Source organism: Shewanella gelidimarina (assembly GCF_023283945.1).
Taxonomy (GTDB): domain Bacteria; phylum Pseudomonadota; class Gammaproteobacteria; order Enterobacterales; family Shewanellaceae; genus Shewanella; species Shewanella gelidimarina.
Genome location: NZ_JAKIKW010000019.1, coordinates 73437 through 95171, shown reverse-complemented (window position 1 = coordinate 95171; position 21735 = coordinate 73437). Strand labels below are relative to the sequence as shown.

The 21735-nt window shown below is 45.0% G+C and carries 18 protein-coding genes and 1 pseudogene; 8 read left to right on the top strand and 11 right to left on the bottom strand.

The window, feature by feature from the left end; translation table 11 throughout:
- Positions 1–2 precede the first annotated feature (2 nt).
- The 8 genes from gspJ to gspC form a co-directional block, all read right to left on the bottom strand.
- Positions 3–764 carry a type II secretion system minor pseudopilin GspJ gene (gene gspJ, locus L2729_RS15825; protein ID WP_248989132.1) on the bottom strand — a complete coding sequence of 254 codons (762 nt, stop codon included), beginning with the start codon at positions 762–764 and terminating at the stop codon, positions 3–5.
- On the bottom strand, positions 745–1116 hold the full coding sequence (gene gspI / locus L2729_RS15820; RefSeq protein ID WP_248989131.1) for a type II secretion system minor pseudopilin GspI: 372 nt from the start codon (positions 1114–1116) through the stop codon (positions 745–747). Before gspI ends, gspJ begins: the two co-directional genes overlap by 20 nt.
- A 44-nt stretch (positions 1117–1160) precedes the next feature.
- A complete protein-coding gene (gene gspH, locus L2729_RS15815; RefSeq protein WP_248989130.1) occupies positions 1161–1793 on the bottom strand; it encodes a type II secretion system minor pseudopilin GspH in 633 nt (210 codons plus the stop codon).
- On the bottom strand, positions 1756–2190 hold the full coding sequence (gene gspG, locus L2729_RS15810) for a type II secretion system major pseudopilin GspG (protein ID WP_248989129.1): 435 nt from the start codon (positions 2188–2190) through the stop codon (positions 1756–1758). Before gspG ends, gspH begins: the two co-directional genes overlap by 38 nt.
- 69 nt (positions 2191–2259) lie before the next feature.
- Positions 2260–3483 carry a type II secretion system inner membrane protein GspF gene (gene gspF, locus L2729_RS15805; RefSeq protein ID WP_248989128.1) on the bottom strand — a complete coding sequence of 408 codons (1224 nt, stop codon included), beginning with the start codon at positions 3481–3483 and terminating at the stop codon, positions 2260–2262.
- Between the two features lie 3 nt (positions 3484–3486).
- The gene (gene gspE, locus L2729_RS15800; protein ID WP_248989127.1) at positions 3487–5058 is read right to left on the bottom strand and encodes a type II secretion system ATPase GspE; all 1572 of its coding nucleotides are present in this window, start codon (positions 5056–5058) and stop codon (positions 3487–3489) included.
- On the bottom strand, positions 5051–7243 hold the full coding sequence (gspD, locus tag L2729_RS15795; protein ID WP_248989126.1) for a type II secretion system secretin GspD: 2193 nt from the start codon (positions 7241–7243) through the stop codon (positions 5051–5053). Before gspD ends, gspE begins: the two co-directional genes overlap by 8 nt.
- An 84-nt stretch (positions 7244–7327) precedes the next feature.
- Positions 7328–8245, bottom strand: a complete 918-nt coding sequence (gene gspC, locus L2729_RS15790) for a type II secretion system protein GspC (RefSeq protein ID WP_248989125.1) — start codon at positions 8243–8245, stop codon at positions 7328–7330.
- A gap of 270 nt (positions 8246–8515) precedes the next feature.
- On the opposite strand from gspC, the gene hslR reads away from it, so the two are divergent.
- The 6 genes from hslR (at position 8516) to L2729_RS15760 (ending at position 14792) form a co-directional block, all read left to right on the top strand.
- On the top strand, positions 8516–8914 hold the full coding sequence (hslR, locus tag L2729_RS15785; protein WP_101091933.1) for a ribosome-associated heat shock protein Hsp15: 399 nt from the start codon (positions 8516–8518) through the stop codon (positions 8912–8914).
- Between the two features lie 15 nt (positions 8915–8929).
- Positions 8930–9790, top strand: a complete 861-nt coding sequence (gene hslO, locus L2729_RS15780; RefSeq protein ID WP_248989124.1) for an Hsp33 family molecular chaperone HslO — start codon at positions 8930–8932, stop codon at positions 9788–9790.
- A gap of 249 nt (positions 9791–10039) precedes the next feature.
- Entirely contained in the window at positions 10040–11581 is a 1542-nt protein-coding gene (locus L2729_RS15775; protein ID WP_248989123.1) for a phosphoenolpyruvate carboxykinase, read from the top strand.
- A 221-nt stretch (positions 11582–11802) separates the two neighbouring features.
- A complete protein-coding gene (locus tag L2729_RS15770; protein WP_248989122.1) occupies positions 11803–12228 on the top strand; it encodes a hypothetical protein in 426 nt (141 codons plus the stop codon).
- Positions 12225–12434 carry a helix-turn-helix transcriptional regulator gene (locus L2729_RS15765; protein WP_248989121.1) on the top strand — a complete coding sequence of 70 codons (210 nt, stop codon included), beginning with the start codon at positions 12225–12227 and terminating at the stop codon, positions 12432–12434. The genes L2729_RS15770 and L2729_RS15765 overlap by 4 nt, the downstream gene beginning before the upstream one ends.
- Positions 12435–12929: 495 nt before the next feature.
- Positions 12930–14792 carry a M14 family metallopeptidase gene (locus L2729_RS15760; RefSeq protein ID WP_248989120.1) on the top strand — a complete coding sequence of 621 codons (1863 nt, stop codon included), beginning with the start codon at positions 12930–12932 and terminating at the stop codon, positions 14790–14792.
- A gap of 111 nt (positions 14793–14903) precedes the next feature.
- Here the strand turns inward: L2729_RS15760 and L2729_RS15755 are convergent, their stop codons facing one another.
- Positions 14904–15707, bottom strand: coding sequence for a class I SAM-dependent methyltransferase (locus L2729_RS15755; RefSeq protein WP_248989119.1), 804 nt, complete (start codon positions 15705–15707; stop codon positions 14904–14906).
- Between the two features lie 248 nt (positions 15708–15955).
- On the opposite strand from L2729_RS15755, the gene L2729_RS15750 reads away from it, so the two are divergent.
- Together L2729_RS15750 and L2729_RS15745 are read left to right on the top strand one after the other, a co-directional pair.
- Positions 15956–16711 (top strand): DUF4097 domain-containing protein, encoded by a 756-nt coding sequence (locus L2729_RS15750; RefSeq protein ID WP_248989118.1) that lies wholly within the window; start codon positions 15956–15958, stop codon positions 16709–16711.
- A 1989-nt stretch (positions 16712–18700) separates the two neighbouring features.
- Positions 18701–19135: a hypothetical protein gene (locus tag L2729_RS15745; protein ID WP_248989117.1), complete on the top strand. Its 435-nt coding sequence runs from the start codon at positions 18701–18703 to the stop codon at positions 19133–19135.
- A 50-nt stretch (positions 19136–19185) separates the two neighbouring features.
- On the opposite strand, the pseudogene L2729_RS15740 reads toward L2729_RS15745, so the two are convergent.
- A pseudogene (locus tag L2729_RS15740) lies at positions 19186–19434 on the bottom strand (GIY-YIG nuclease family protein); the annotation flags it as partial.
- Between the two features lie 11 nt (positions 19435–19445).
- Positions 19446–21629, bottom strand: a complete 2184-nt coding sequence (locus L2729_RS15735) for a S9 family peptidase (protein ID WP_248989115.1) — start codon at positions 21627–21629, stop codon at positions 19446–19448.
- Positions 21630–21735 lie beyond the last annotated feature (106 nt).

The following is a 21735-nucleotide window of genomic DNA, read 5'->3' as shown; positions in this document are numbered from 1 at the left end:
CGTTAAGTTCCTTTACCGTTATTGCCCGAACCATTACCCGTGTCATCTTCGTCTTCGTCTTCGTCTTCGTCTTCGTCTTCGTCGTTATTGTTGTTATTGTTGTTATTACTATTATTGCCGCCGTTATCATTGCTCGAGTTACTGCCCGCGGGGGCCCCTAACGGCAATAGAAACTTACGCTGAACTTTGCCCAAATCTTCAAATTCAATTTCCATGGCTATCGCCTTGGGTAATTTGGTGGCGTCGGTTTTTCGTTCCCATTTATCGTCGCTAAAGAAAGCATACTCAACAGAAATAACCTTTTCCATTATCACCGTTTTTATCGGTTCAGCACCAATTTCAGGCTCTGGATAGGGGTAATACCAACGCTGTAACTGTCCCTCTATCACTACGTAGGCTACCGACTGCAGGCTACCTCGAGGTAATAGCCCGTCAGGGTTTAACCAACCTAAACGGAAAAATACTAGCGACTCAGATTCTGAGTCGAGCATGTTGTCACCAGTTTGAAATACCGTAGTACCGCGACCGCCGTCAAGCAGCCTAGGCGTGCGAGCCACCATTTGGTTTAGATCGCGCTCAATGATCCCAAAGCCTTGTTGCATCGCTTTTAACTTGCCAGCGAACTCACGCGTAACCGTGTCGTTTTGTAGCACTGTGTGCAGTACCGTATTGGCTGCCAGCCCTAACAAAGCAAAAATCGAAATAGCGATCAACATCTCAAGCAGCGTAAAGCCACGATTAGATTTAGTCAGACTTGAGGACATAACTGCTCACCTCGGCAATGACACGACCAAAGCGCTCATCGTCGCTGATGGTTATTCGTATCATTCTAAAATTATCATCCGTTGTCTTAACAACCTCTTTGCGCCAATACCAATCTTTACTCGCTAACTGCTCTTGGCCATCTTTACGACCAATATCAGGAAACTTAGACTCTAAGCGGGCTTCAACCATTTGGTTATGCGCGACCCACTGTGCCATGGTGCGCTCTTCCAATATCGGCATATTAGCCATCTGCTCGCCTAAGCTTTTGGTAATCGATACCGCGGCAATAGAAAAAACCGCTAGCGCCACAATCACTTCAAGTAAGGTCATACCGCGTTGCTTAATAAACATAAGCACTCACGCTGTTGCTCGCGCTTGAAAACGCAGGAAAATAACTAGATATCATCTTCATGGTCCAATTTTAATCTACCCAGCACGTCGCCGAACACAACCACTTCAATCTCTTTATTCATTTCATTTCTGGTGACGAAAGACAGTTCAAATGCACTCATTTCACCACTCGGGAATAGCAGGATTTGCGGTTCCGGATATTTCTTTTTGTCGTCCGCCGATGGTTCAATTAAAGGCTCATCGAACCAACTGTCTTGTTCTTCATCTTCTTGCACTAGCGGCAAACCATCTAGCACAAGGTGCAACTCAAATCCAGGTTCCATCTGCCTTGCAGATAACAGCCTGTCTTGTTCTAAGGGCTTCCATTTACCGTCGTCGTAGTCGTAATAGACATATTCATAACTGTCTTTTTCGACAACAATACCAATGAATTGACCACTAAGTACCGTTTCATCTAACACCATCTCAGCTGACATCATAAATTGCACAGCCAGACGTTCGAGCGCTTTCTCTTGGCTTGCGCCGCCCATACTTAAGGTAACAGCCGAAGCGGCTAATCCCATCAGTAACACCACGAGCAACACCTCCATTAAGGTGAAGCCCGCTTGGCGTGCTCGAACAATTCGTGACAATGTCATCTTATTGTAAGTTCTGCAGGTTCCAGTTACCGATATCATCTTCTGTACCCGCCTGGCCATCAGGCCCGACACTGAAAATATCTAACTTACCATTTTCACCTGGGCTTAAAAGCAGGTAATCATTGCGCCATGGATCTTGTGGTAAACGCTTAACATAACCATCTTCGCGGTAGTTACGTGGCTCTGGCGACATCGTTGGCTTCTGCACTAATGCTTCTAAGCCCTGCTCTGTCGTTGGATAGATACTATTGTCTAACCGATACATATCTAATGCATTTTCTAGCGCAACAATGTCTGAAACCGCTTTTTGTTGGTCAGCTTTATCTTTATTACCCATTAAGTTAGGCACAACCATTGAGGCTAAAATACCTAAAATAACAATAACGACCATCACTTCTAAAAGCGTAAAACCTTTTTGTTTACTACGAGTTTGCATTAAAAACTTCCTTTAACTGAATGACTTAAATATCTCGCTATATGGCAATGCCAACATCGAAACTATTCGTTAACCACTGATCAGATTATTCAGCGCTAAAATAGGCTGAAGAATCGCTAACACAATAAATAACACCACGGCGGCCATGCTCACAACCAACATAGGTTCAAACACACCCAGTGCAATCGTGACATTTGACTCAAACTCCCGATCTTGGTTATCCGCAGCTCGCTCCAACATCTGCTCGAGTTGACCACTTTTTTCACCAGAGCTAATCATATAGAGCATCATTGGCGGAAAAAGTTTAGTATTTGCTAAAGCAGCACCCAAACTTGTGCCCTCGCGCACACGCGATGTGGCCTCTTCAACGGCAGCTTTAACTCTTACATTAATCAATACATCACTCGCAATGCGCATAGCATCAAGCAATGGCACCGAACTCGCAGCGAGGATGCTCAAAGTACGAGCAAAACGAGCGGTGTTTAAACTTTTACTGACCTTACTGACCACAGGCACACGCAATAACAGCGTATCGTATTTCATTCTATTGGCTGGTACCACGAGTAAGCGCTTCAATAACACAAACAGTCCGATAAGCAGCCCAAGAACAACCAGTCCATAGTCTCGAATAAAATCAGAAGAGCTGATGAGTAACTCGGTAGTCCAAGGTAATGCTTGGCCCATGTGCTCAAACTGACCAACCACCTCTGGCACTACGGCTGCAAGCAAAATAGCAATCACACCCACTGCAACACACGTTAGGACGACAGGATAGATCATCGCTTGAGTCATTTTGCTTTTCAGTTGCTGGCGACGCTCGGTATAGTCTGCAAGACGATTCAATACCACTTCTAAATGACCAGACTTTTCACCTGATGCCACCATAGCGCGATAGAGTTCGTCAAAAATGTGGGGGAACTCCGCCATCGAGTCGGCTAAGCTATAACCTTCAACAACACGTGAACGAACCGCCATAATCATACTGGCGAGGCGATCTTTTTCGCATTGTTGACCGACGGCTTTAAGGGCCTCTTCAATCGGTAAGCCCGCCGCGACTAACGTTGCAATCTGGCGAGTGATCAACGCCAGTTCCGACACCGATATTCCGCGCTGAAAAAAGCTCACACCTGCGGATTTGGTTTTACTCTCTTTTTCTACCACTGGAGTTATTTCCAGCGGCATTAAACGCAGCTCTCTGAGCTGGCCTCGGGCATGCCTTGCGGTGTCTGCTTCAACAACACCTTTTTGTTGCTTGCCGGCTTTATCTAATGCTTTGTATTCAAATGCTGGCACTGATTATTCCTCGCGAGTGACACGCAGCACTTCTTCAAGGGTGGTTTTCCCTGCAAGCACTTTACTCATACCGTCATGACGAATACTCGGCACGGTTTTGCGAATATGTTTCTCTATCGCTAGCTCTCCGCGACCGGTATGGATCAATTCACGCACATGATCATCGACAATGAGCAGCTCATGGATACCGGTACGACCACGGTAGCCATTATGGCCACAGATCTGACAGCCTTTAGCACGGTAGATTGAACGTGGGTCATCAAATGCAATACCCAGTAGCTCTCTTTCACGCTCGTCAGGTACATGCTCTTCCTTACAGTGCTTACATAAGGTTCTGATCAATCGCTGTGCGAGTACGCCCAACAAACTCGACGAAACAAGGAAGGGTTCAACACCCATATCTTGTAAACGCGTAATAGAACCAGATGCAGTATTCGTATGCAGTGTTGATAGCACCATGTGGCCGGTTAACGAAGCTTGTACAGCAATTTGCGCCGTTTCAAGATCTCGAATTTCACCAATCATGACCACATCAGGATCTTGACGCAAAATAGCGCGCAGACCACGAGCAAAAGTCATATCAACCTTGGTGTTTACTTGCGTTTGACCAATACCCTCTAACTCATACTCGATAGGATCTTCGACGGTTAGAATATTGGTATCAACTGAATTGAGTTCGGTTAAGCCGGCATACAAGGTGGTACTTTTACCAGAACCTGTGGGCCCAGTGACCAAGATAATACCGTGGGGCCTGCGGATTAACTCATCGAATTTGACACGGACAGCTTCTGTCATTCCCAGCTGGACCAGATCTAAATTGCCAGCATTTTTATCGAGTAGACGCAGTACCACACGTTCGCCATGGCTTGATGGCATAGTCGATACACGTACATCAACGGCTCGACCAGCGATACGCAATGAAATACGACCATCTTGCGGGACGCGTTTTTCTGCAATATCTAATCGCGCCATTACTTTAATACGTGACACTAACAGTGACGATAGTTTGCGGTTAGGCTTTAGGACTTCTTTTAAGATACCGTCAACGCGGAAACGCACAACAAGTTGCTTTTCATAGGTTTCGATATGAATATCGGATGCTTCTTCTTTAATCGCTTCAGACAAGAGCGCGTTGATCAGTTTAATGATTGGCGCATCATCGTCACCCTCAAGCAAATCCTCTGTTTGAGGTAGCTCTTCTGCGATGGTAAACAAGTCCATCTCGTTACCAATATCTTCCATCATTTGCTGCGCTTCTGATGAGTTGGCTTGATACGCTTGGGTTAAGCGTGTTTCAAACGCTATATCCTCTAGCTTGACCAGTGGTAACGACTTGCCACTATAACGACGAGCCTCCAGCAGCGCCGATAACGGGGTGCCGCTGGTATGGTAAAGCGATAAAATGCCATGTTCATCTTTATCTAATGCAGCGTTGAATCGATGCGCAAATGCAAAGGGTAACCGCTCTTTGCTCGTCGAGTGGAAGACTTCGTCAGCTTCTGCTTCAGACACTAGCCCAAGCTCATTCGATACTTGTGCTAGTTCATCATCTCCTTGGATCTTATTATCACTCATCAGCTGAATCTTTATCAATATCAGTTGCGGCTTCTGCCTTTGCGGCCTCAGCTGCATCTTCAGCCGCTTGCGCTTTTTCTGCGTCAGTATTTTTATTCTCAGAAATACTCTTTAAAGCGGCATCTGTTTGGCGCATCTTAGTATCTAGCCCTTTACCCTCTTTATAGCGGTTCAGCACTTCGTTCACTTCTGCGGGCAGATATGCCTCTTGATTCCATTCTTCCAGAATTGGCACATTAGTATCTGGCATCAAGTTAACACCACGTTCTTGTTGCTCAAGTTGCAGTGCTCGGAAATAGTTGTACTTGCGACCTGCGATACCTTGCATGGTAATGCCATCTCGAATAATCGTCGGCTTAATAAACACCATTAAATTGGTCTTTTTCTTGCCGCTAGAAGATGACTTAAACAGATAACCAATAATCGGAAGATCGCCCAAGAAAGGGACTTTCTGCACCGACTCCTGCACTTCTTCTTTAATTAAACCACCCAGCACCACTATCTGGCCTGAATCTGCCATGACAGTCGTGGTTAAACGGCGAGTGGCAAAAGTAATATCGACACCGGTTTTACCATTAATACCAGAGACTTCCTGCTCAATGGTTAGCTTAACCGCGTTACCTTCGTTGACCTGAGGAAGCACTTTTAGCTTAACGCCAACCTCTTTACGTTCAACGGTTTGAAATGGGTTACTGTTACCATTACTTGAATTCTGACTACCAGTAAGAATCGGTACTTCATCGCCCACAATGAATGAGGCTTCTTGGTTATCCAATGTGGTAATAGAAGGCGTTGCGAGTACGTTTGATTTAGTATCGCTTGATACCGCTTGAATAAGCGCGCCAAAATCACCCATTGCCACACCCCAAGCCATACCATTCACTTTGCCTAGTGCTTGCGCTAGTAAGGTGATATCACCACGAGTATCAGGGTTGTCCGTACAGGTTAAGTTATCACCAGAACCAGTACATGTTTGCGATGCTTTCTCTGGTTGTGCTTGCCAAACACCGGCGCCAACTTCGCCAATAGTCGGGCCTAAGTTGTTAAACTGTGTTCCACCACCTGCAGCCGTTGCCCACTGCACGCCGAAACCAACATCATCACCTTCGCCAACTTCAACAATAATGGCTTCAACCAGCACCTGTGCACGACGAATATCTAACTGATTAATCACGCTTTCAATCGTGCGCATTTGATCTGGTTCAGCGCTAATAACCAACGCATTGGTATCGTTATGCGCCATAATATTGATTTCGTTACGGCGCTTCTTAGTACCTTGAGCTGCGCCACCTTTGTCGTCCACCAGTTGTTCAGCGAAACCGGTTAACACTTCAACTAAATCCTCAGCTTTGGCGTAATGTAAATAACGTACCTTAGTATTGCCCGTGCTCGCTTGCTCAGCATCTAATTGTCTAATTAACTTAACAACACGCTGGCGGCTCTTCTCGTCACCACTGACCAGAACGCCGTTGGTACGTTCATCAGCCACAACTTTAGGCGCTTGGCCTGGCATTTTGGCTTGATTAGCCGTTGAACGATAAAGAGTATCGACGATACGGACAATTTCACCCGCTGAAGCAAATTCAAGTTTGACCACTTCAACAGCGGTGTCGCCCTGTTTATCAACGCGGCGCACAATTTCAACTAACTTATTGACCACGGCAGCACGGCCCGAGATCATCAATACGTTTGATGGATCGTAGTTCACGACGTTACCGCCACCGGCATTGTCATTTAACTGACGTAGCAATGGCGCTAACTGCTTAGCTTCGGTGTTATAAAGCGCAACGATACGAGTGACCATCTCGTCACCCATTCCAGGCGCATTATCATCAGCAACTCGAATCGACGCTGTTTTAGCATCTTTATCCTTGATGACCTTAATGATGTTGTTATCCATTTCGACAACAGCGTAACCGTAGACTTGAAGTACATTGAGGAAAAATTGATAGTATTGGTCGTCATCTAAAAGGTCATAACTTCGAACATTAATTTTGCCGCGAACGGTAGGATCGACAATAATAGTGCGATTCAAGTTCTTACCAACAATGTTGATGAACTCTTGAATATCAGTGCCCTTAAAGTTAGCCGCATATTGTTCAGACCAAGCAAGTTGTGGTGCGAGTAATGATGCCCCCATGACTATGCCAGCGATTAGTCTGCGTCTAATCCTTTTATTATTCATTGTAATACGTCCCCTAAAACCTTTAATTGCGGCAAGCTCAATTATTTATTGCAGCAGCCTTTATTTTTATTGGTTGCTGCTCTTTTATTGCGGCAAGCTAAACATAATTTCGATCAGTTGACCTTCACGCTCAACCATTAAGGCAATTTCAGTCATTTCTGGTAGTTGCCCCATTACTTCCAATGCTTGACCCATGTTGGTCAAGTCGTAACCATTAAGCGATTTTGCCAAATCATTGGGCTTAAAACCCGCCTCAATAAATAGCTTTCTGTCTTTACCTGGATTGAGTCGGTAGCCCGCAAGCTCTCCGCCACTTTTAACGGGTGAGATTGCTAAGTAATCGGTGATTTTACTGGGATCAGCCAAGATTTGTTCACGTGACTGACTTAACTCACGGGCCACTTCACGGTTTTGACGTTGATCTATTTTTCTACTTTTAGGTAAGCTCTTGGCTTTTTGCAGCTGCTGATTAGCATTGCTATTGGTGTTGTATTCAAGTCCATCTAACATCAAGGTTTCGTATCTGCCACTGTTAGTGATAATAATACGATCGGCATAGACCTCTTTTAATGACGCTGATGTGCCTTTAATTTTGTCGCCCAAGCCATAGGTATCTTGGCTACCACCTGACGCAATCACCGCTAAACCTTTTTGCTCAGTTGTTGATGCAACCACGCCAGTCAATTGAATTGACAGCGATGTTTTGGGTGCGTCAGTAATAATCTCTTCTGCTGGAGCAACTTTAGGTTTGGCAGAAGTACCGTCAGTACGCCCAAATAACCCTAAATCGTGCAAGCCTGAGATGTTAACCGTCCCCGACGCTGTCGAAGAGGCAGGTGTCGGCGTCCAGCGAGAAACAGCTGAATTTTCAGGAACTAACTTCCATGTGATCTGCGCTAATAGAAACAGCATTAGCACAACACCGATACTAAATATCGCGGAGCTAACAGGTTTTTGAGGCACAGTAGCCGCTTTAGTTAAAAACTTATCTAATAAATCCATATTTATGTGGACCCTCTGCACAGGTCTCTGTTCTGATTATGATAATTTAGCCAATCCTGACTCATGCTAACCTACACTGCACCCCGCAACAAGCCCATAACAGCAGCAATGTTGGCGATAATAGGCCAAACATGCTAACTTTACGCGCCTTAAAAGGGTGTGAAGCACGCCACTATTATACGAGTCGGGACACACTCATTTGTATCTTAATACTCAGCTTGTGAACTTACCCCTACTTTAACAAAGGTTAATCTACCACTGGAGTCGCTCATGAACGACAACGAGCAACAAGCAGAAAAAGTCAGGCTAGATAAATGGCTCTGGGCCGCACGCTTCTATAAGACTCGCGCCATCGCAAAAGAGATGATTAATGGTGGTAAAGTACACTACAACGGCCAACGTACAAAATCGAGTAAATATGCCGAGGTAGGGGCCACTATTAGATTAAGGCAAGGGTATGACGAAAAAGAGATCGTCATCATAAAAATGTCCGAACATCGCCAAAAAGGGTTAATCGCGCAAACCCTTTATGAAGAAACTCCGCAAAGCATAGCTAAACGTGAGACATATGCCGAGCAAAGACGTTTAAATATACTTCATAATCCCGCTCCTGAGCAGAAGCCGGATAAGAAGCAGCGTCGTCAAATCATGCGCTTTAAAGAAAGCTAAAATTGGAATACCGAAATGACTAAAGACAATTTATATCGCTACCTATTTGAAAACGCCAGCGTGCGTGGTGAATTGGTACAACTAGAAAAGAGCTACCAAGAAGTGATTGCAGCGCATGACTACCCATTGGCAATTCAACATTTGTTGGGTGAACTGATGGCTGCAACATCACTGGTAACAGCCACATTAAAATTCAGCGGCGATATTAGCATTCAATTGCAAGGTGATGGCCCGGTATCATTAGCCGTCATTAATGGTAATAACCTACAGCAGCTGCGTGGCGTTTCTCGCTGGACTGGAGACATTGCCAAGGATGCTCCACTGCAAGCTCTGTTTGGCAAAGGACACATGGTTATCACCTTAACGCCTAATGACGGCGAGCGTTACCAAGGTGTGGTCGCACTCGACAAGGAAACATTGGGCGAGTGTTTAGAAGCTTATTTTGAACAATCTGAGCAGCTACCGACTAAAATAAAACTGTTTGCGAACACTAAACAAGCGGCCGGTATATTCCTGCAAGTGTTACCTACTGACGGCGAGCATAATGACGATTTCGAACATTTATCAGTGTTAACTGAAACCGTTAAGCAAGAGGAGCTATTTGAGCTTGAAGCAGAGGATGTATTGCATCGTTTGTACCATGAAGAAGAGGTCCTTTTATTCGACCCTGTTGCGGTTACGTTTAGCTGTACCTGTTCAAAAGAGCGTAGTGCTCAAGCGATTCGCACCGTCGCTAAAGAAGAGATTGATTCTATTATTGCAGAGGAAGGTAAAATCGAGATGGGCTGTGAGTACTGCAATAGTAAGTATGTATTTGACAGCATTGATGTCGAAGCCATTTATGCTAATGCCCTCAGCAGCAATGTCACTCAGTAAATCTCCCAACAAAGCGTAAGTTAATTAACTTACTCGATTAAAGGCGCTCATTGAGCGCCTTTTTTATGATTAAAATCTGCCCTCCTAACATGAATATCGGGCACCATTATGTAGCGGCAGTCACTTTTTAAGCTTTTTTTTGAACTAGTGCACATATTCAATTGCGCATACGTTACAATCGCCTCAGACAAAATAGCTGGCGCCATAGACCGGCAAACTTAAACGACCCTACAGATGGAGACCTTACACATGGCGGATGGATCTAACCGCGAGTACCTTAACCTCTCTACAGGCCAATTAGTCGAGCTTGCGTTAGCACGCGGCGAAGGTGAGTTGACTGCAAACGGTGCTTTAGTTGCAAAAACCGGCGAACGTTCTGGTCGTTCACCCAATGACCGCTTTATCGTGAAAGAGTCTAGCTCAGAAGCTGATATTGAATGGGGCCCCGTCAACAAGCCATTTGAAGCTGACGCTTTTACCGCCCTTTGGGATCGTGTTGAAGCATACTTAGCGGATAAAGACACTTTCGTATCGAACTTAGAAGTCGGTGCAAGCAAAGAGCATTACCAGCCCGTTACTGTAACAACTGAATATGCATGGCACCAACTATTCGCCCGTAATCTTTTCATCATTCCAGAAGAGTTTAATGCGGCAGATAAGCCAACTTGGCAGATAATCAATGCACCAGGTTTTGAGTGTGTACCAGAGCGTGACGGTACTCATTCCGACGCGACGGTCATCTTAAATTTCGCAGAACGCAAAGTGTTACTTGCTGGCCTTAAATATGCTGGCGAAATGAAAAAGTCGATGTTCTCGGTACAAAACTTTCTACTTCCAGCGAAAGGTGTATTACCAATGCACTGCTCAGCTAACGTGGGTACTGACGGCGACACCACACTGTTCTTCGGTCTATCAGGAACGGGTAAAACAACCCTTTCAGCGGATCCTAAACGTTTCCTCATCGGTGATGATGAACACGGTTGGGCACCTGGTGGCGTATTTAACATCGAAGGCGGTTGCTACGCAAAGTGTATCGATCTCAGCGAGAAGAACGAGCCTGTGATCTGGGATGCTATACGTTTCGGTACCGTACTTGAAAACGTCGTCACCGATGAGAACCGTGTGCCTGATTACACCAACTCTTCACTGACAGAAAATACCCGTGCAGCCTATCCACTTGAGCACATCGCGCAACGTAAAGAGGAGAACTGCGGTGCAGAACCTCATGCCGTTGTATTCCTAACATGCGACGTTTCGGGTGTATTACCACCGGTTTCTAAGCTCACCAAAGAGCAAGCCGCATATCACTTCTTGTCGGGTTATACCGCGAAAGTGGGTTCCACTGAGATGGGTTCAACAGCCGCCATTCAGTCAACGTTCTCAACTTGCTTCGGCGCACCCTTCTTCCCACGCCCAGCAGGAGTATATGCTGAGCTATTAATGAAGCGTATCGAATCATTTGGTAGCCAAGTGTACCTCGTTAATACCGGTTGGACGGGTGGTCCACACGGGATTGGTAAGCGTTTTGATATCCCAACGACTCGCGCCATTGTCGATGCGATAGTCAGCGGTGAGCTAAAAGATGTTGAAACTGAGTACCTTGAAAAGCTAAACCTACATGTACCAGTGTCGGTCACAGGTGTAGACAGTAACTTATTAAACCCAATCAACACTTGGGAAGATAAGCAACAGTACGCAGAGTTTGCACAGCACCTAGCTGAAAGCTTCAAAGCTAACTTTGAAAAATACCAAGTCGTTGATTCAATCAAGAATGCAGGACCAAACGCTTAACGATTTTTTATCGAGTTAAAGGCGTTTGTAAAACCCAGTTTAGCTTAGCTAATCTGGGTTTTTTTATGCCTGTAAGTTACCGTTACTTTAGATTACAGAGCGGTCTAAAAAGTAAAGCCTTGCGAACTATAAGTAAAGCAGGCTTGACTTTGATGTCGAATGGGCCTAACTTTAAGTCAAGCTTACTTTACATCGTAGTAAAAACAAAAGGAACTGTACCTATGAACAAACTATTAGAAGCAATCTGCGTCAAAGGGTTGCCCAAACGCGATATTAAAAATGCCAATCTGGTTAACTTATTAGCACTGCTGTGGGCGCTTACTCTTTTGATTAGCACTTATCTTGCCGAAGAAGGAATGCTAGATAGTCCAGTCAGCATCGCTATTGCCTTTGGGATACACTCTATTATCGGCATCGCCATGCTGCTGTCTTATAAACGCTTTCTAATCCAGCTAGATGAAATGGAACGTAAAGTGCAACTAGGTGCTCTAGCATTGGCTGTCGGCGTGGCCATCATTAGTTTTTCGAGCTATTCCATTTTAGAAACAGCAACGGCGGTACCGCCTTTACAAACCTCTTATCTCATTGCACTTATGGCCTTAGCCTATATGGTTGGCATTATTAAAGGAAGGTTGGCCTACCGATGAAGAATCGTCTCAAAGTACTTAGGGCTGAACGAGATTGGACTCAAGCTGATCTCGCCGACAAACTCGAAGTTTCACGCCAAACCATCAATGCGATAGAAAAAGGCAAGTACGATCCCAGTTTACCGCTGGCCTTCAAAGTTGCCCGTTTATTTGAGATGCCAATTGAAGCAATTTTTGAAGATGAAACTGAAGTGGAAGTGAGTTAGGCCACTTTTGGAAGGACATCCCAGTATTAACTTGTCCTTTTACATCAGACTTTCAGTGGTTCCAATGGCCTGCAGTCAGTGCAGACGCAACTGAGGCTCGATGTAATTATTGATAAAAGAATGAGTCGTTAAGCTCAACGAAAACATCTGACTTCCAAGGATGGATTATGTCGGGAATAAAATTGGCCCTGTTTTCGACGCCCTCAGCCACATCTTCACTAGGTTAGAAAAGTACAACCATTCGACTATCGAATACTCAACAGAAAACGACAAAACTCATTGTTCCCCTTCAAACTAACGGTTAACAACCATTCCCCATCAAAGTAGCCGAAGTACGCTAAAGACTTCTTATAAACAAAAGTCCGTAATGCCGCAGCATAACTCGACCAATCAGCATAATTAGACACAGTTATCCTATTGCACTCATTCGCATTTTGATGAAATATAACAGGCTTATAATAATTCTAAATTGATCTAATAGATGGATATCCTATCATGCGCCTAACAGCCTTCCGGACTAGGAAAGTCGCCCTTACTGGCCTTATTGCTCTTGCGACAAGTGCCACCAGCTTATGCACTGTTGCAGCTGAACACGACACCACGCCTCAACTGGCGACAACTTACGTTAATGACGCCATTTTACCGCCTAATATTGAATGGCATGGAAAAAGCGAATCGCTGTTAGCGGCACCTGACAGTGAATGGGCGACACCTTTTGAAAAGAATGGCCTTAAAACCAGTCCAAGTTACGACGAAACATTTGCCTGGTTAGATAAGCTCATTGCCCAAAGCGATATGCTTAAAAAAGTCAGTATAGGTAAGAGCCCACAAGGGCGTGATATTTGGATGATTGTCGCGTCCAAAGAGGGCGCAGAAGACGCCGTCACGTTATTGAAGAACAATAAACCTAGTGTGTTAGTACAGGCGGGGATCCACTCAGGCGAGATCGACGGTAAAGACGCTGGCATGATGTTACTACGAGATATCATCTTCGGCGGCAAAGCATCGCTGCTCGACAATGCTAACCTGTTGTTTGTGCCTATTTTCAGCGTCGATGCCCACGAACGCTCAACAGAATATAATCGCGTCAATCAGAGAGGTCCATTAAACATGGGTTGGCGTACTACCGCCAATAATCTCAACCTTAATCGTGACTACGCTAAAGCTGATACTCTCGAAATGCAGCATATGCTGCGGGCTATCAATATCTGGCAACCTGAACTGTATATTGACATACACGTTACCGATGGTATCGACTATCAGTACGACGTTACCTTTGGCTATAACTTAGCCCAAGGTCAGAGCCCTGCAAGCTATAAATGGTTAGAGAACAGTTACCGCCCAGCAATTGAAGCAGCGCTTGTTAATGAAGGTCATACCCCTGGGCCCCTAGTGTTCGCACTAGATAATACTGACATCACTAAAGGAATGTCTTTGTGGAACGCCAGTCCGCGTTTTTCTAATGGCTACGGCGATGCACGCCACCTGCCGACCATCTTGATAGAGAACCACAGCTTAAAGCCGTTTAAGCAGCGAGTACTTGGCACCTATGTCATGCTCGAAGCCACACTGAAAACCATTGGCGATGAATCAACTAAGCTAAAGACTGCTATTCAGCAAGATAAGTATCGCTACTCGCCACGACTCACCTTAACTTGGAAACAAGAACAGCAGAAACAGACTTGGGACTTTAAAGGCATCGGCTACTCAATGGAGCAAAGCGCCATTAGTGGTAACGATATTGTGCGTTGGAATGGTGAGCCCAAGCTATACGAGAACCTACCAGTGATTGGGGGGACTAAAGCGGATATCAAAGTTAATCGACCCACGGCATATTTTGTGCCGCCTCAATGGACAGACGTGATTGAGCGATTGAGTATTCATGGTATCCGCATGACCACTCTCACGAAACCAAGCAAACAAAAGCTGCAGCAATATCAATTTGCAGATGCTAAGTTTGGCACTGCTGATTACGAAGGCCACCAGCGCGTCGAAGCCAAGGTCACTAGCAACAAGATCACCACAACGTTACCCGTCGGTACTGTCCGTATCGATACCGAGCAACCTTTGGGTGACTTAGCCATACTGCTGCTTGAACCACAATCGCCTGATTCACTTTTTCAATGGGGTTTCTTTAACCCAATTTTCACTCGCACCGAATATATTGAAAACTACGCGGTTGAACCACTGGCGGCCAAAATGCTTAAACAAGACCCTGCATTGCAAGCTGAGTTTAATGAAGCATTAAAAGACAGTGAATTTGCAGCGGATCCTAAGGCTCGACTGCGTTGGTTCTATGAGCGCAGCCCATATTTTGACAGCGAGTATTTGAAGTACCCAGTGCTGCGCAGCAACTAACGTGCAGAACTCACTGAGTAACACTCAGATTAAACCTAACTTGGCGTAGGTTTAATCTGGCTTAATTAAAAACAGCGCCATAAGGCGCTGTTTTAGTTATGGCTATTCAGCTCAAGCTTTCTTAAAGCCCGATATAGCATAGGTCAGCGGTAAACGCTGGCCTTGTTGCTCTACATAAAAACGCTCACATTGTGTGTTACCTGCCGGCAACTCGACTTCAACGGTCTCTTTAGTTAGCCCCTCAAAACAGTCATAAGGGCTGAACGGAAACTCATTGAATGACTCTATTTCAATGCCTGCACCAATCAACGCATTAATCACATCTGATAAAGAGTGCGGCCAACTGACAAAAGTATCCGTTTCATCCGTCGCGTTCTCGGTGTAGGTCGTTTCATCTTCGATATCGGGTTCATCTTGATGAAAATAGCTATAGCCTTCAAAGACAGCCTGAGCAGGGTGAAACTCCACCATATAGAACTGACCACCCGCCTTGAGCTTACTCGCAATGGTCTGTGCCCACTTGTCTAAATCGGGTAACCACACGATTGCGCCGTAAGAGGTAAACACTATGTCGAATTGCCCCGCGACCTGCTCCCCCACTTTATATACGTCGGTACAAACAAAATCGGCATTCAGTCCAGCTTGTGTTGCCAGTAAATTGGCTTGCTCAATCGCCGCAATAGACAAATCCACACCCGTGACCTTGGCCCCGAGTCTCGCCCACGATAACGTGTCTAAGCCAAAATGGCATTGCAGGTGTAATAGGCTTTTTCCGGCAACATTCAACGCCGCTAGCTCTATCTCTTGTAAAGAGCTGTTACCCTTTAAAAAGCCAGCAACATCGTAGAAGTCTGATGTGACGTGCGTTTGTACGCGGCGATCCCAACCTTGTTGGTTTACTGATAAATAATCCATGTTCATACTTCCATTTAGTTAATTTGACTCTTTGCTATCAACGCCTTGAGTAAAATCACCAATAATGTCGACTTTGGCCAACTTGATGAGAAAATTCACCACTGCAGATCAAGGTAACAATAAAACATCATAATTAAAACAAATAGATAACCACTTGGCACGTTATCTGCAAACATTAAAAGCAATAGCAGTATGACTAAATATTGGTCACTAAAATAAAAAACAAAAAATAACAAGGACATCGTCTAATGAAACTACTCTCTAGCCTTTTTGCCGCAGCGATTACGCTAACCCTCTCTGGTTGCATCATCAATGTGAATGGCGCGAGTGCCGGCCCTATGGATCACCAGAAAAAAACAATTAAGATTGAAGCCGCGGGCATCGACACTCTTGTTGCCGATACGGGCGCTGGAGACTTGAAGATCCAAGGCATTGAAGGACTCACTCAGATCACCGTCATTGCCGACATATACACCTATGGCGATATCAACGCTGATCTATCTTTAGAGAAAAACGGTAGTAGCGCTAAACTTATCGCCGAGTTTGACAGCAATATCAACTTCAGCCGCTCTCCCTATATTGATTTAACCATTCAAGTACCCGCCAATATGATACTCAAGCTTGAAGATGGCTCTGGTGATATTGAAATCAAAGATGTCTCGGCAAATATCGACCTTGAAGATGGCTCAGGTGATCTTTGGATTCAAGGCGGACATAACCTCAGCATCATCGACGGCTCTGGCTCAGTATCGATTAGCAACACGACAGGTAAGCTCACCCTAGAAGATGGTTCTGGGTCTATCAACGTAAAAGGGATCGGTGGCGATACCAACATTAATGATGGTTCTGGAGACATGACGGTCACCAACATCAATGGCCACGTCGTTATTGACGATGGTTCTGGTGATATCGAAGTAGACAACACCAAAGGACTTAGCATTGTCGATTCAGGTAGCGGCGACCTCAGCGTCGACAATATCAACGGCTCTGTGAGCATGAACTAACTCGGCATAGAGTCGAATAAGTCATCCAGATAAGCGATTCAAATTCGCTTTTATAACTAACTCTTAAAATTTGATCTAAAATTAACTCTTAAATGAGTAATCCTTCCCGGCGCAGGTGCTGTTGTCGATTAATGTGCTTACCGGTCAGTTATGCTGACCGAAAGCACACTAGAGTACAGCAGCGCCCTGCCCACCCTTTCAGGATCTCAGCTGGATTATCAGCTGAGTTTGATAATTCCCCTCAGCTTTATCGTTACTCCGTAATACGAAGTTAACTTCAATACCTGTGGTTCCAATGGCTTGCGGCCTGCGGCCAGCGCATGTGCAGAGACTCGCTGCGAGTACATCTGACCTCCAGGGATGGAGGGAATGCCAAATTATGTATGGAACAAAATTAGCCCTGTAAGCTCGGCTATGACATCCATATCATAGATGGTCACGGCCTTATCTACACTGGGCTATAAAAGCGCAGGCTCTTGGCATTTGAGTTATCTAATTTGAAAGCACCAAACACTTCCAGCCAACTCAGGATTCATTGAATACACCTCTTCCCCATCGAAGTAGCCGATTTTTAATTTATCTTGAACCACAGACGCCTACTAGTAACATTTGTGGTTCCAATGGCCTGCGGCCAGCGCATGTGCAGACGCTACTGAGGCTCGCCGCAAGTTCGTCCCTGAAGGATCAACGAAAACATCCCTGTTTTCGAAGGCCTCAGCCGCATCTACACTGGGTTATAAAAGTGCAAGTCTTCAGCATTTGTGCTTTTTAATTAACAAATACAAAAGCAACCGTTCCGCAAAACTAACAGAAAACACCCATTCCCCATCGGAGTTGCCGAAGTACGTTGAAGAAATAGCCGTAATGCCCACACGGTCTTTCTCGTGCATCCATGCACTTCAAGACATTCAGACATCCTGCCTATCAGATGAGGGCATGGCTTTCGCGGGACAGGCCGTTCCTTGCCATCTGACCCATATGGATATGGGAAATGTCTATATGATGTCGGGAACATCATTGACCATGCCATCACGGCATTCGTAAATCCATATACATCAGATGTCCCATCGGAAGCGTTAGGCTATTTCGAATAAGAACAAGGAAGACAACTTCGTCTGGGGCGGCACGGGAGATCCAAAAGGGGATTGCTGTTGATCCCCTTTTGGCCGGGTGTGGGATGGAATCCCACGACCTTTATCAAACGAAGTTTGATTATCTCCGCCTCTGGTGTGGGCGAAGTGCCACGACGTGGGTCAAGCGCAGCTTGATAGATTTGTGGTTCCAATGGCCTACGACCAGCGCATGTGCAAATTCTTGGCATTTGAGTTATCTAATTTGAAAGCACCAAACACTCAAACGAACTCTAAATTCATATATACCGTAACACTGTATTTATATACAGATATAACTAGATTCGCATCAAATGGTCACTCAATACGCGCAAAAAGATATTTACTTGAACTCCATAAAAGAACTTATCCATTTACAGTAATACCTTAGCGGTGGTAGTTTGTACAAAAAGACACCTAATTTAGTTGCAGATAACGTTATCGAACGACTAATGAACAAGCTGCTAATTGTCTCAAGGATGGAGTCATATATGGTCTACTTTTTCACAGCTATTTCTTTATTAGCTATCTACTTTTCGGCCAGAACATCTTCTATGCCCTACAGAAGTTATTTACTCGAAAAAAAACAAGTCTACTGAATTACTGCGGTGGCTTGGTTGGTACCGTTTATAGGTCCGATTCTGATTAGCGCCCTTCTAAAACCTGAACTGACTAGTGGAATTGGATATTTTGGTTTAATCCGCAAGGGCAACCCAATGTTTTTCCTTCAGAGATTACTAGCCAAGTGGGAGCGTCAGTAGATGATGGCGACCATTAACAAGCTAATAAATCCAGATTCAACAAGCTGTAATGCCATTTTTTATAAAACCTGCCCGCTAGCACTTCCTATAGCAGGGCATTAGCCATTCGGAGATTAGCATTGAAGATTGAACAAAGTCGTAGCCAGTATATTTTTAATCTAATTTATACACAGTCAATAAACTTAGCTGTTGGTATTTTTGTAATCAGTGCAATATCTATGTTTAGTCAAGATGAACCTAGCTTCGATGTTATTTATGTTGTAGCTGGAGCTCCCGCCATATTTGCATTGTGGCTTTCAGTGTTCAACTCAGGTGAATCTAAGATTGTTGAAAACGGTATAATTATCAATCAAGAAGGCTTTACGTATGTCCGCTTTAATGAACGAAATACTATTAAATGGTCTCAATATGATGGTTATACAATCACAGGTAGTTGGCTCAGAATTATATCGATAAAAAGAAAGGCAGGCTCTAATATTGCCTTTAGTTACTATACTTTTTCATCTAACCAACGTAGAAAAGTTTTTGATTATCTGAGCCAAATACATTACTAACAAGGGTTTAAAGTGTAAACCAAAGTATTTCACATGACCTCAAAAATAGGCTATCCCTCTATCAATGCCAGTTTCTTAACCCTTGGCCACTTCTTTAACACTATCTCTCGCCTAAGTGCTTCCGACCGAGTACCGACCGTCTCGCTATAAGCCAAGCTCAACGGGCCTTTACCACGCAGAAACTTGGCAGACTTAGCACTGTTACTCTGATGCTCTTTAAAGCGCCGTGCTACATCTGTAGTGACGCCTGTGTATAGGTGGCCGTTGGCACAGCGCACCATATACAAGAACCAGACTGACTCGTTTGCCACTACTTAGCAGTTTCCTTATTCAGACTCTTATCTAAGCCATTATCTAAGCCGAGCAATCCAATGAAGAACGCATACTCTTGTGCTTTGTCTTCATACTGGCGATAACGACCACTCTTACCGCCATGTCCCGCTTCCATATCGGTATCAAACAGCAGTACATTGTCGTCAGTCTTCATATCACGCAGCTTCGCAACCCACTTGGCAGGTTCGAAATACTGCACCTGTGAGTCATGTAAGCCCGTCGTCACCAATAAGTGGGGGTAGGCTTGTGGTGTTACATTGTCATACGGTGCGTAACTCAGCATGTAATCGAAGTAGGTTTTCTCGTTCGGATTGCCCCATTCGTCATACTCGTTGGTCGTTAGCGGAATAGATTCATCCAGCATAGTGGTGACCACATCAACAAACGGCACGTGAGCGGCAACCGCAAAATAGCTTTGTGGTGCTTGGTTTATCACTCCGCCCATTAACAAGCCACCGGCACTGCCCCCCGCCGCTACGACTTTGTTTTTATCGGCATAACCTTCTGCAGTTAATGCTTGGGTAACATCGACAAAATCATTGAAGCTATTTTGCTTGTTGAGCATACGACCATCGTCATACCAACTACGGCCAAGCATCTCCGAACCTCGAACATGCGCGATTGAATACACAAAGCCGCGATCGAGCAAGCTTAAAATCGAAGAGCTAAAGTCGGGTTCAACCGTATAGCCGTATGAGCCATAGCCATACTGGTACAGTGGGTTAGTCGCGTCCTTGTTGAACATGTCTTTTCGGTAGACCAAGGTGACGGGGACTTCTTTACCGTCTCTGGCTGTAATAAAGACACGCTCTGCTTGGTAAAGCTCTGCATCAAAGCCACCAAGCACTTGTTCTTGCTTAAGCAGTTGGCGCTGATTCGGTTCGGTGAGGTCATACTCATAGACAGATTCAGGCGTGGTTGGGCTAGAGTAATACACTCGAAGTTTATCACTCAGTTGGTTGGCATTCACATCAAAGCCGACAACATAGGCAGGGTCGTTGAATTTAAGCTCAAAGCCCGCAGTGATATCAAAGTTTTGGTTTTTTACTGGGTACACATGGATCCGACTGATACCACGCTCACGTGTTTGCACCACCATGTATTGCTTTAACAGTAAAACGTCTTCAATTCTTGATTGCTCATCGTGCCCAATCACATCTTGCCACGCTTGTTTGTCAGCAGCTTGATCAACCGCCACTTTCATTAATCTAAAGTTACTCGCCTGCCAGTTGGTTAAGATGTAATAGCTATCACCCAATTTAGAGACTGAGTACTCATGCCCCTCTTCGCGAGGCAGTACCGGCTTAAACTCGCCTAAGGCTGCATTGGCATTGATCATTAACACTTCACTGGTAACGGTACTTTCAGCGTACAAAGCAATCGAGGTTTCATCGAGTGATTTGCCTAGGCCAATGTAGAATGTGTCGTCTTTCTCTTCATACACCAATACATCTTCAGTTTGAGCCGTCCCCAGCTTATGACGGAACACTTGATATCCGAGCAAGGTTTGTGGATCTTTAGCGATATAGAATAGATGCTGATTGTCATTCGCCCATACCACGTCCCCGTCAGTGCCTTCGAGCTTATCTTTGATTAGCTCACCACTGTTAAGATCTTTAAAATAGAGGGTGTAAATTCGGCGACTTAGCAGATCTTCAGCAAACACCAATGTGGTTTCATCTGGGCTGACCGACACCCCGCCTAAACCATAAAAATCATGACCCTTAGCGCGCTCATTGACATCGAGTAACACCCACTCTTCACTGCTTGCCAACTCGACTTTTCTGGCAACAACTGGGTATTCAAAGCCTGCTTTGTAATAGCGGTAATACCAATGGTTATGCCAAAAATAAGGCACGCTCGACTCATCTTTATCGAGTCTGCCAATCAGCTCTTCAAATAACTGTTTTTTGAGTGCGTCGTAAGGCTTAAATTGCGCCGCGGTATATTTATTTTCAGCATTAAGGTGAGCAATGATTTTGGGGTCTTTACGCTCATCGTCACGCATCCAGTAATAGTCATCGACACGAGTTTCACCATGCAGCTCCATGATATGCGGAACTTTGTCAGCTTTAGGTGGTTCGATTTGTGGTTTTGCGGTCATATTAGTACATCCGAGTAGCATTACGGTGCTTAGTGTAAGAGCGAAAATCAATTTCATGTGGCACATCCTTATGGGCAAAAGTATCGCGGCGAGACAATTCATCACCATGGCCACATTTCTGTATTCGCCAGCTTGTCATTTTAATCAAATTGACGCAACATGG

Bases quoted from the DNA above. Each gene is read 5' to 3' on its own strand.
- gspJ (WP_248989132.1), bottom strand. From the start codon at position 764: ATGTCCTCAAGTCTGACTAAATCTAATCGTGGCTTTACGCTGCTTGAG.
- hslO (WP_248989124.1), top strand. From the start codon at position 8,930: ATGACTAAAGACAATTTATATCGCTACCTATTTGAAAACGCCAGCGTG.
- gspH (WP_248989130.1), bottom strand. From the start codon at position 1,793: ATGATATCGGTAACTGGAACCTGCAGAACTTACAATAAGATGACATTG.
- L2729_RS15735 (WP_248989115.1), bottom strand. From the start codon at position 21,629: ATGAAATTGATTTTCGCTCTTACACTAAGCACCGTAATGCTACTCGGA.
- L2729_RS15775 (WP_248989123.1), top strand. From the start codon at position 10,040: ATGGCGGATGGATCTAACCGCGAGTACCTTAACCTCTCTACAGGCCAA.
- gspG (WP_248989129.1), bottom strand. From the start codon at position 2,190: ATGCAAACTCGTAGTAAACAAAAAGGTTTTACGCTTTTAGAAGTGATG.
- gspD (WP_248989126.1), bottom strand. From the start codon at position 7,243: ATGAATAATAAAAGGATTAGACGCAGACTAATCGCTGGCATAGTCATG.
- L2729_RS15755 (WP_248989119.1), bottom strand. From the start codon at position 15,707: ATGGATTATTTATCAGTAAACCAACAAGGTTGGGATCGCCGCGTACAA.
- gspC (WP_248989125.1), bottom strand. From the start codon at position 8,245: ATGGATTTATTAGATAAGTTTTTAACTAAAGCGGCTACTGTGCCTCAA.
- L2729_RS15770 (WP_248989122.1), top strand. From the start codon at position 11,803: ATGAACAAACTATTAGAAGCAATCTGCGTCAAAGGGTTGCCCAAACGC.
- gspE (WP_248989127.1), bottom strand. From the start codon at position 5,058: ATGAGTGATAATAAGATCCAAGGAGATGATGAACTAGCACAAGTATCG.
- L2729_RS15765 (WP_248989121.1), top strand. From the start codon at position 12,225: ATGAAGAATCGTCTCAAAGTACTTAGGGCTGAACGAGATTGGACTCAA.
- hslR (WP_101091933.1), top strand. From the start codon at position 8,516: ATGAACGACAACGAGCAACAAGCAGAAAAAGTCAGGCTAGATAAATGG.
- L2729_RS15760 (WP_248989120.1), top strand. From the start codon at position 12,930: ATGCGCCTAACAGCCTTCCGGACTAGGAAAGTCGCCCTTACTGGCCTT.
- L2729_RS15750 (WP_248989118.1), top strand. From the start codon at position 15,956: ATGAAACTACTCTCTAGCCTTTTTGCCGCAGCGATTACGCTAACCCTC.
- gspI (WP_248989131.1), bottom strand. From the start codon at position 1,116: ATGTTTATTAAGCAACGCGGTATGACCTTACTTGAAGTGATTGTGGCG.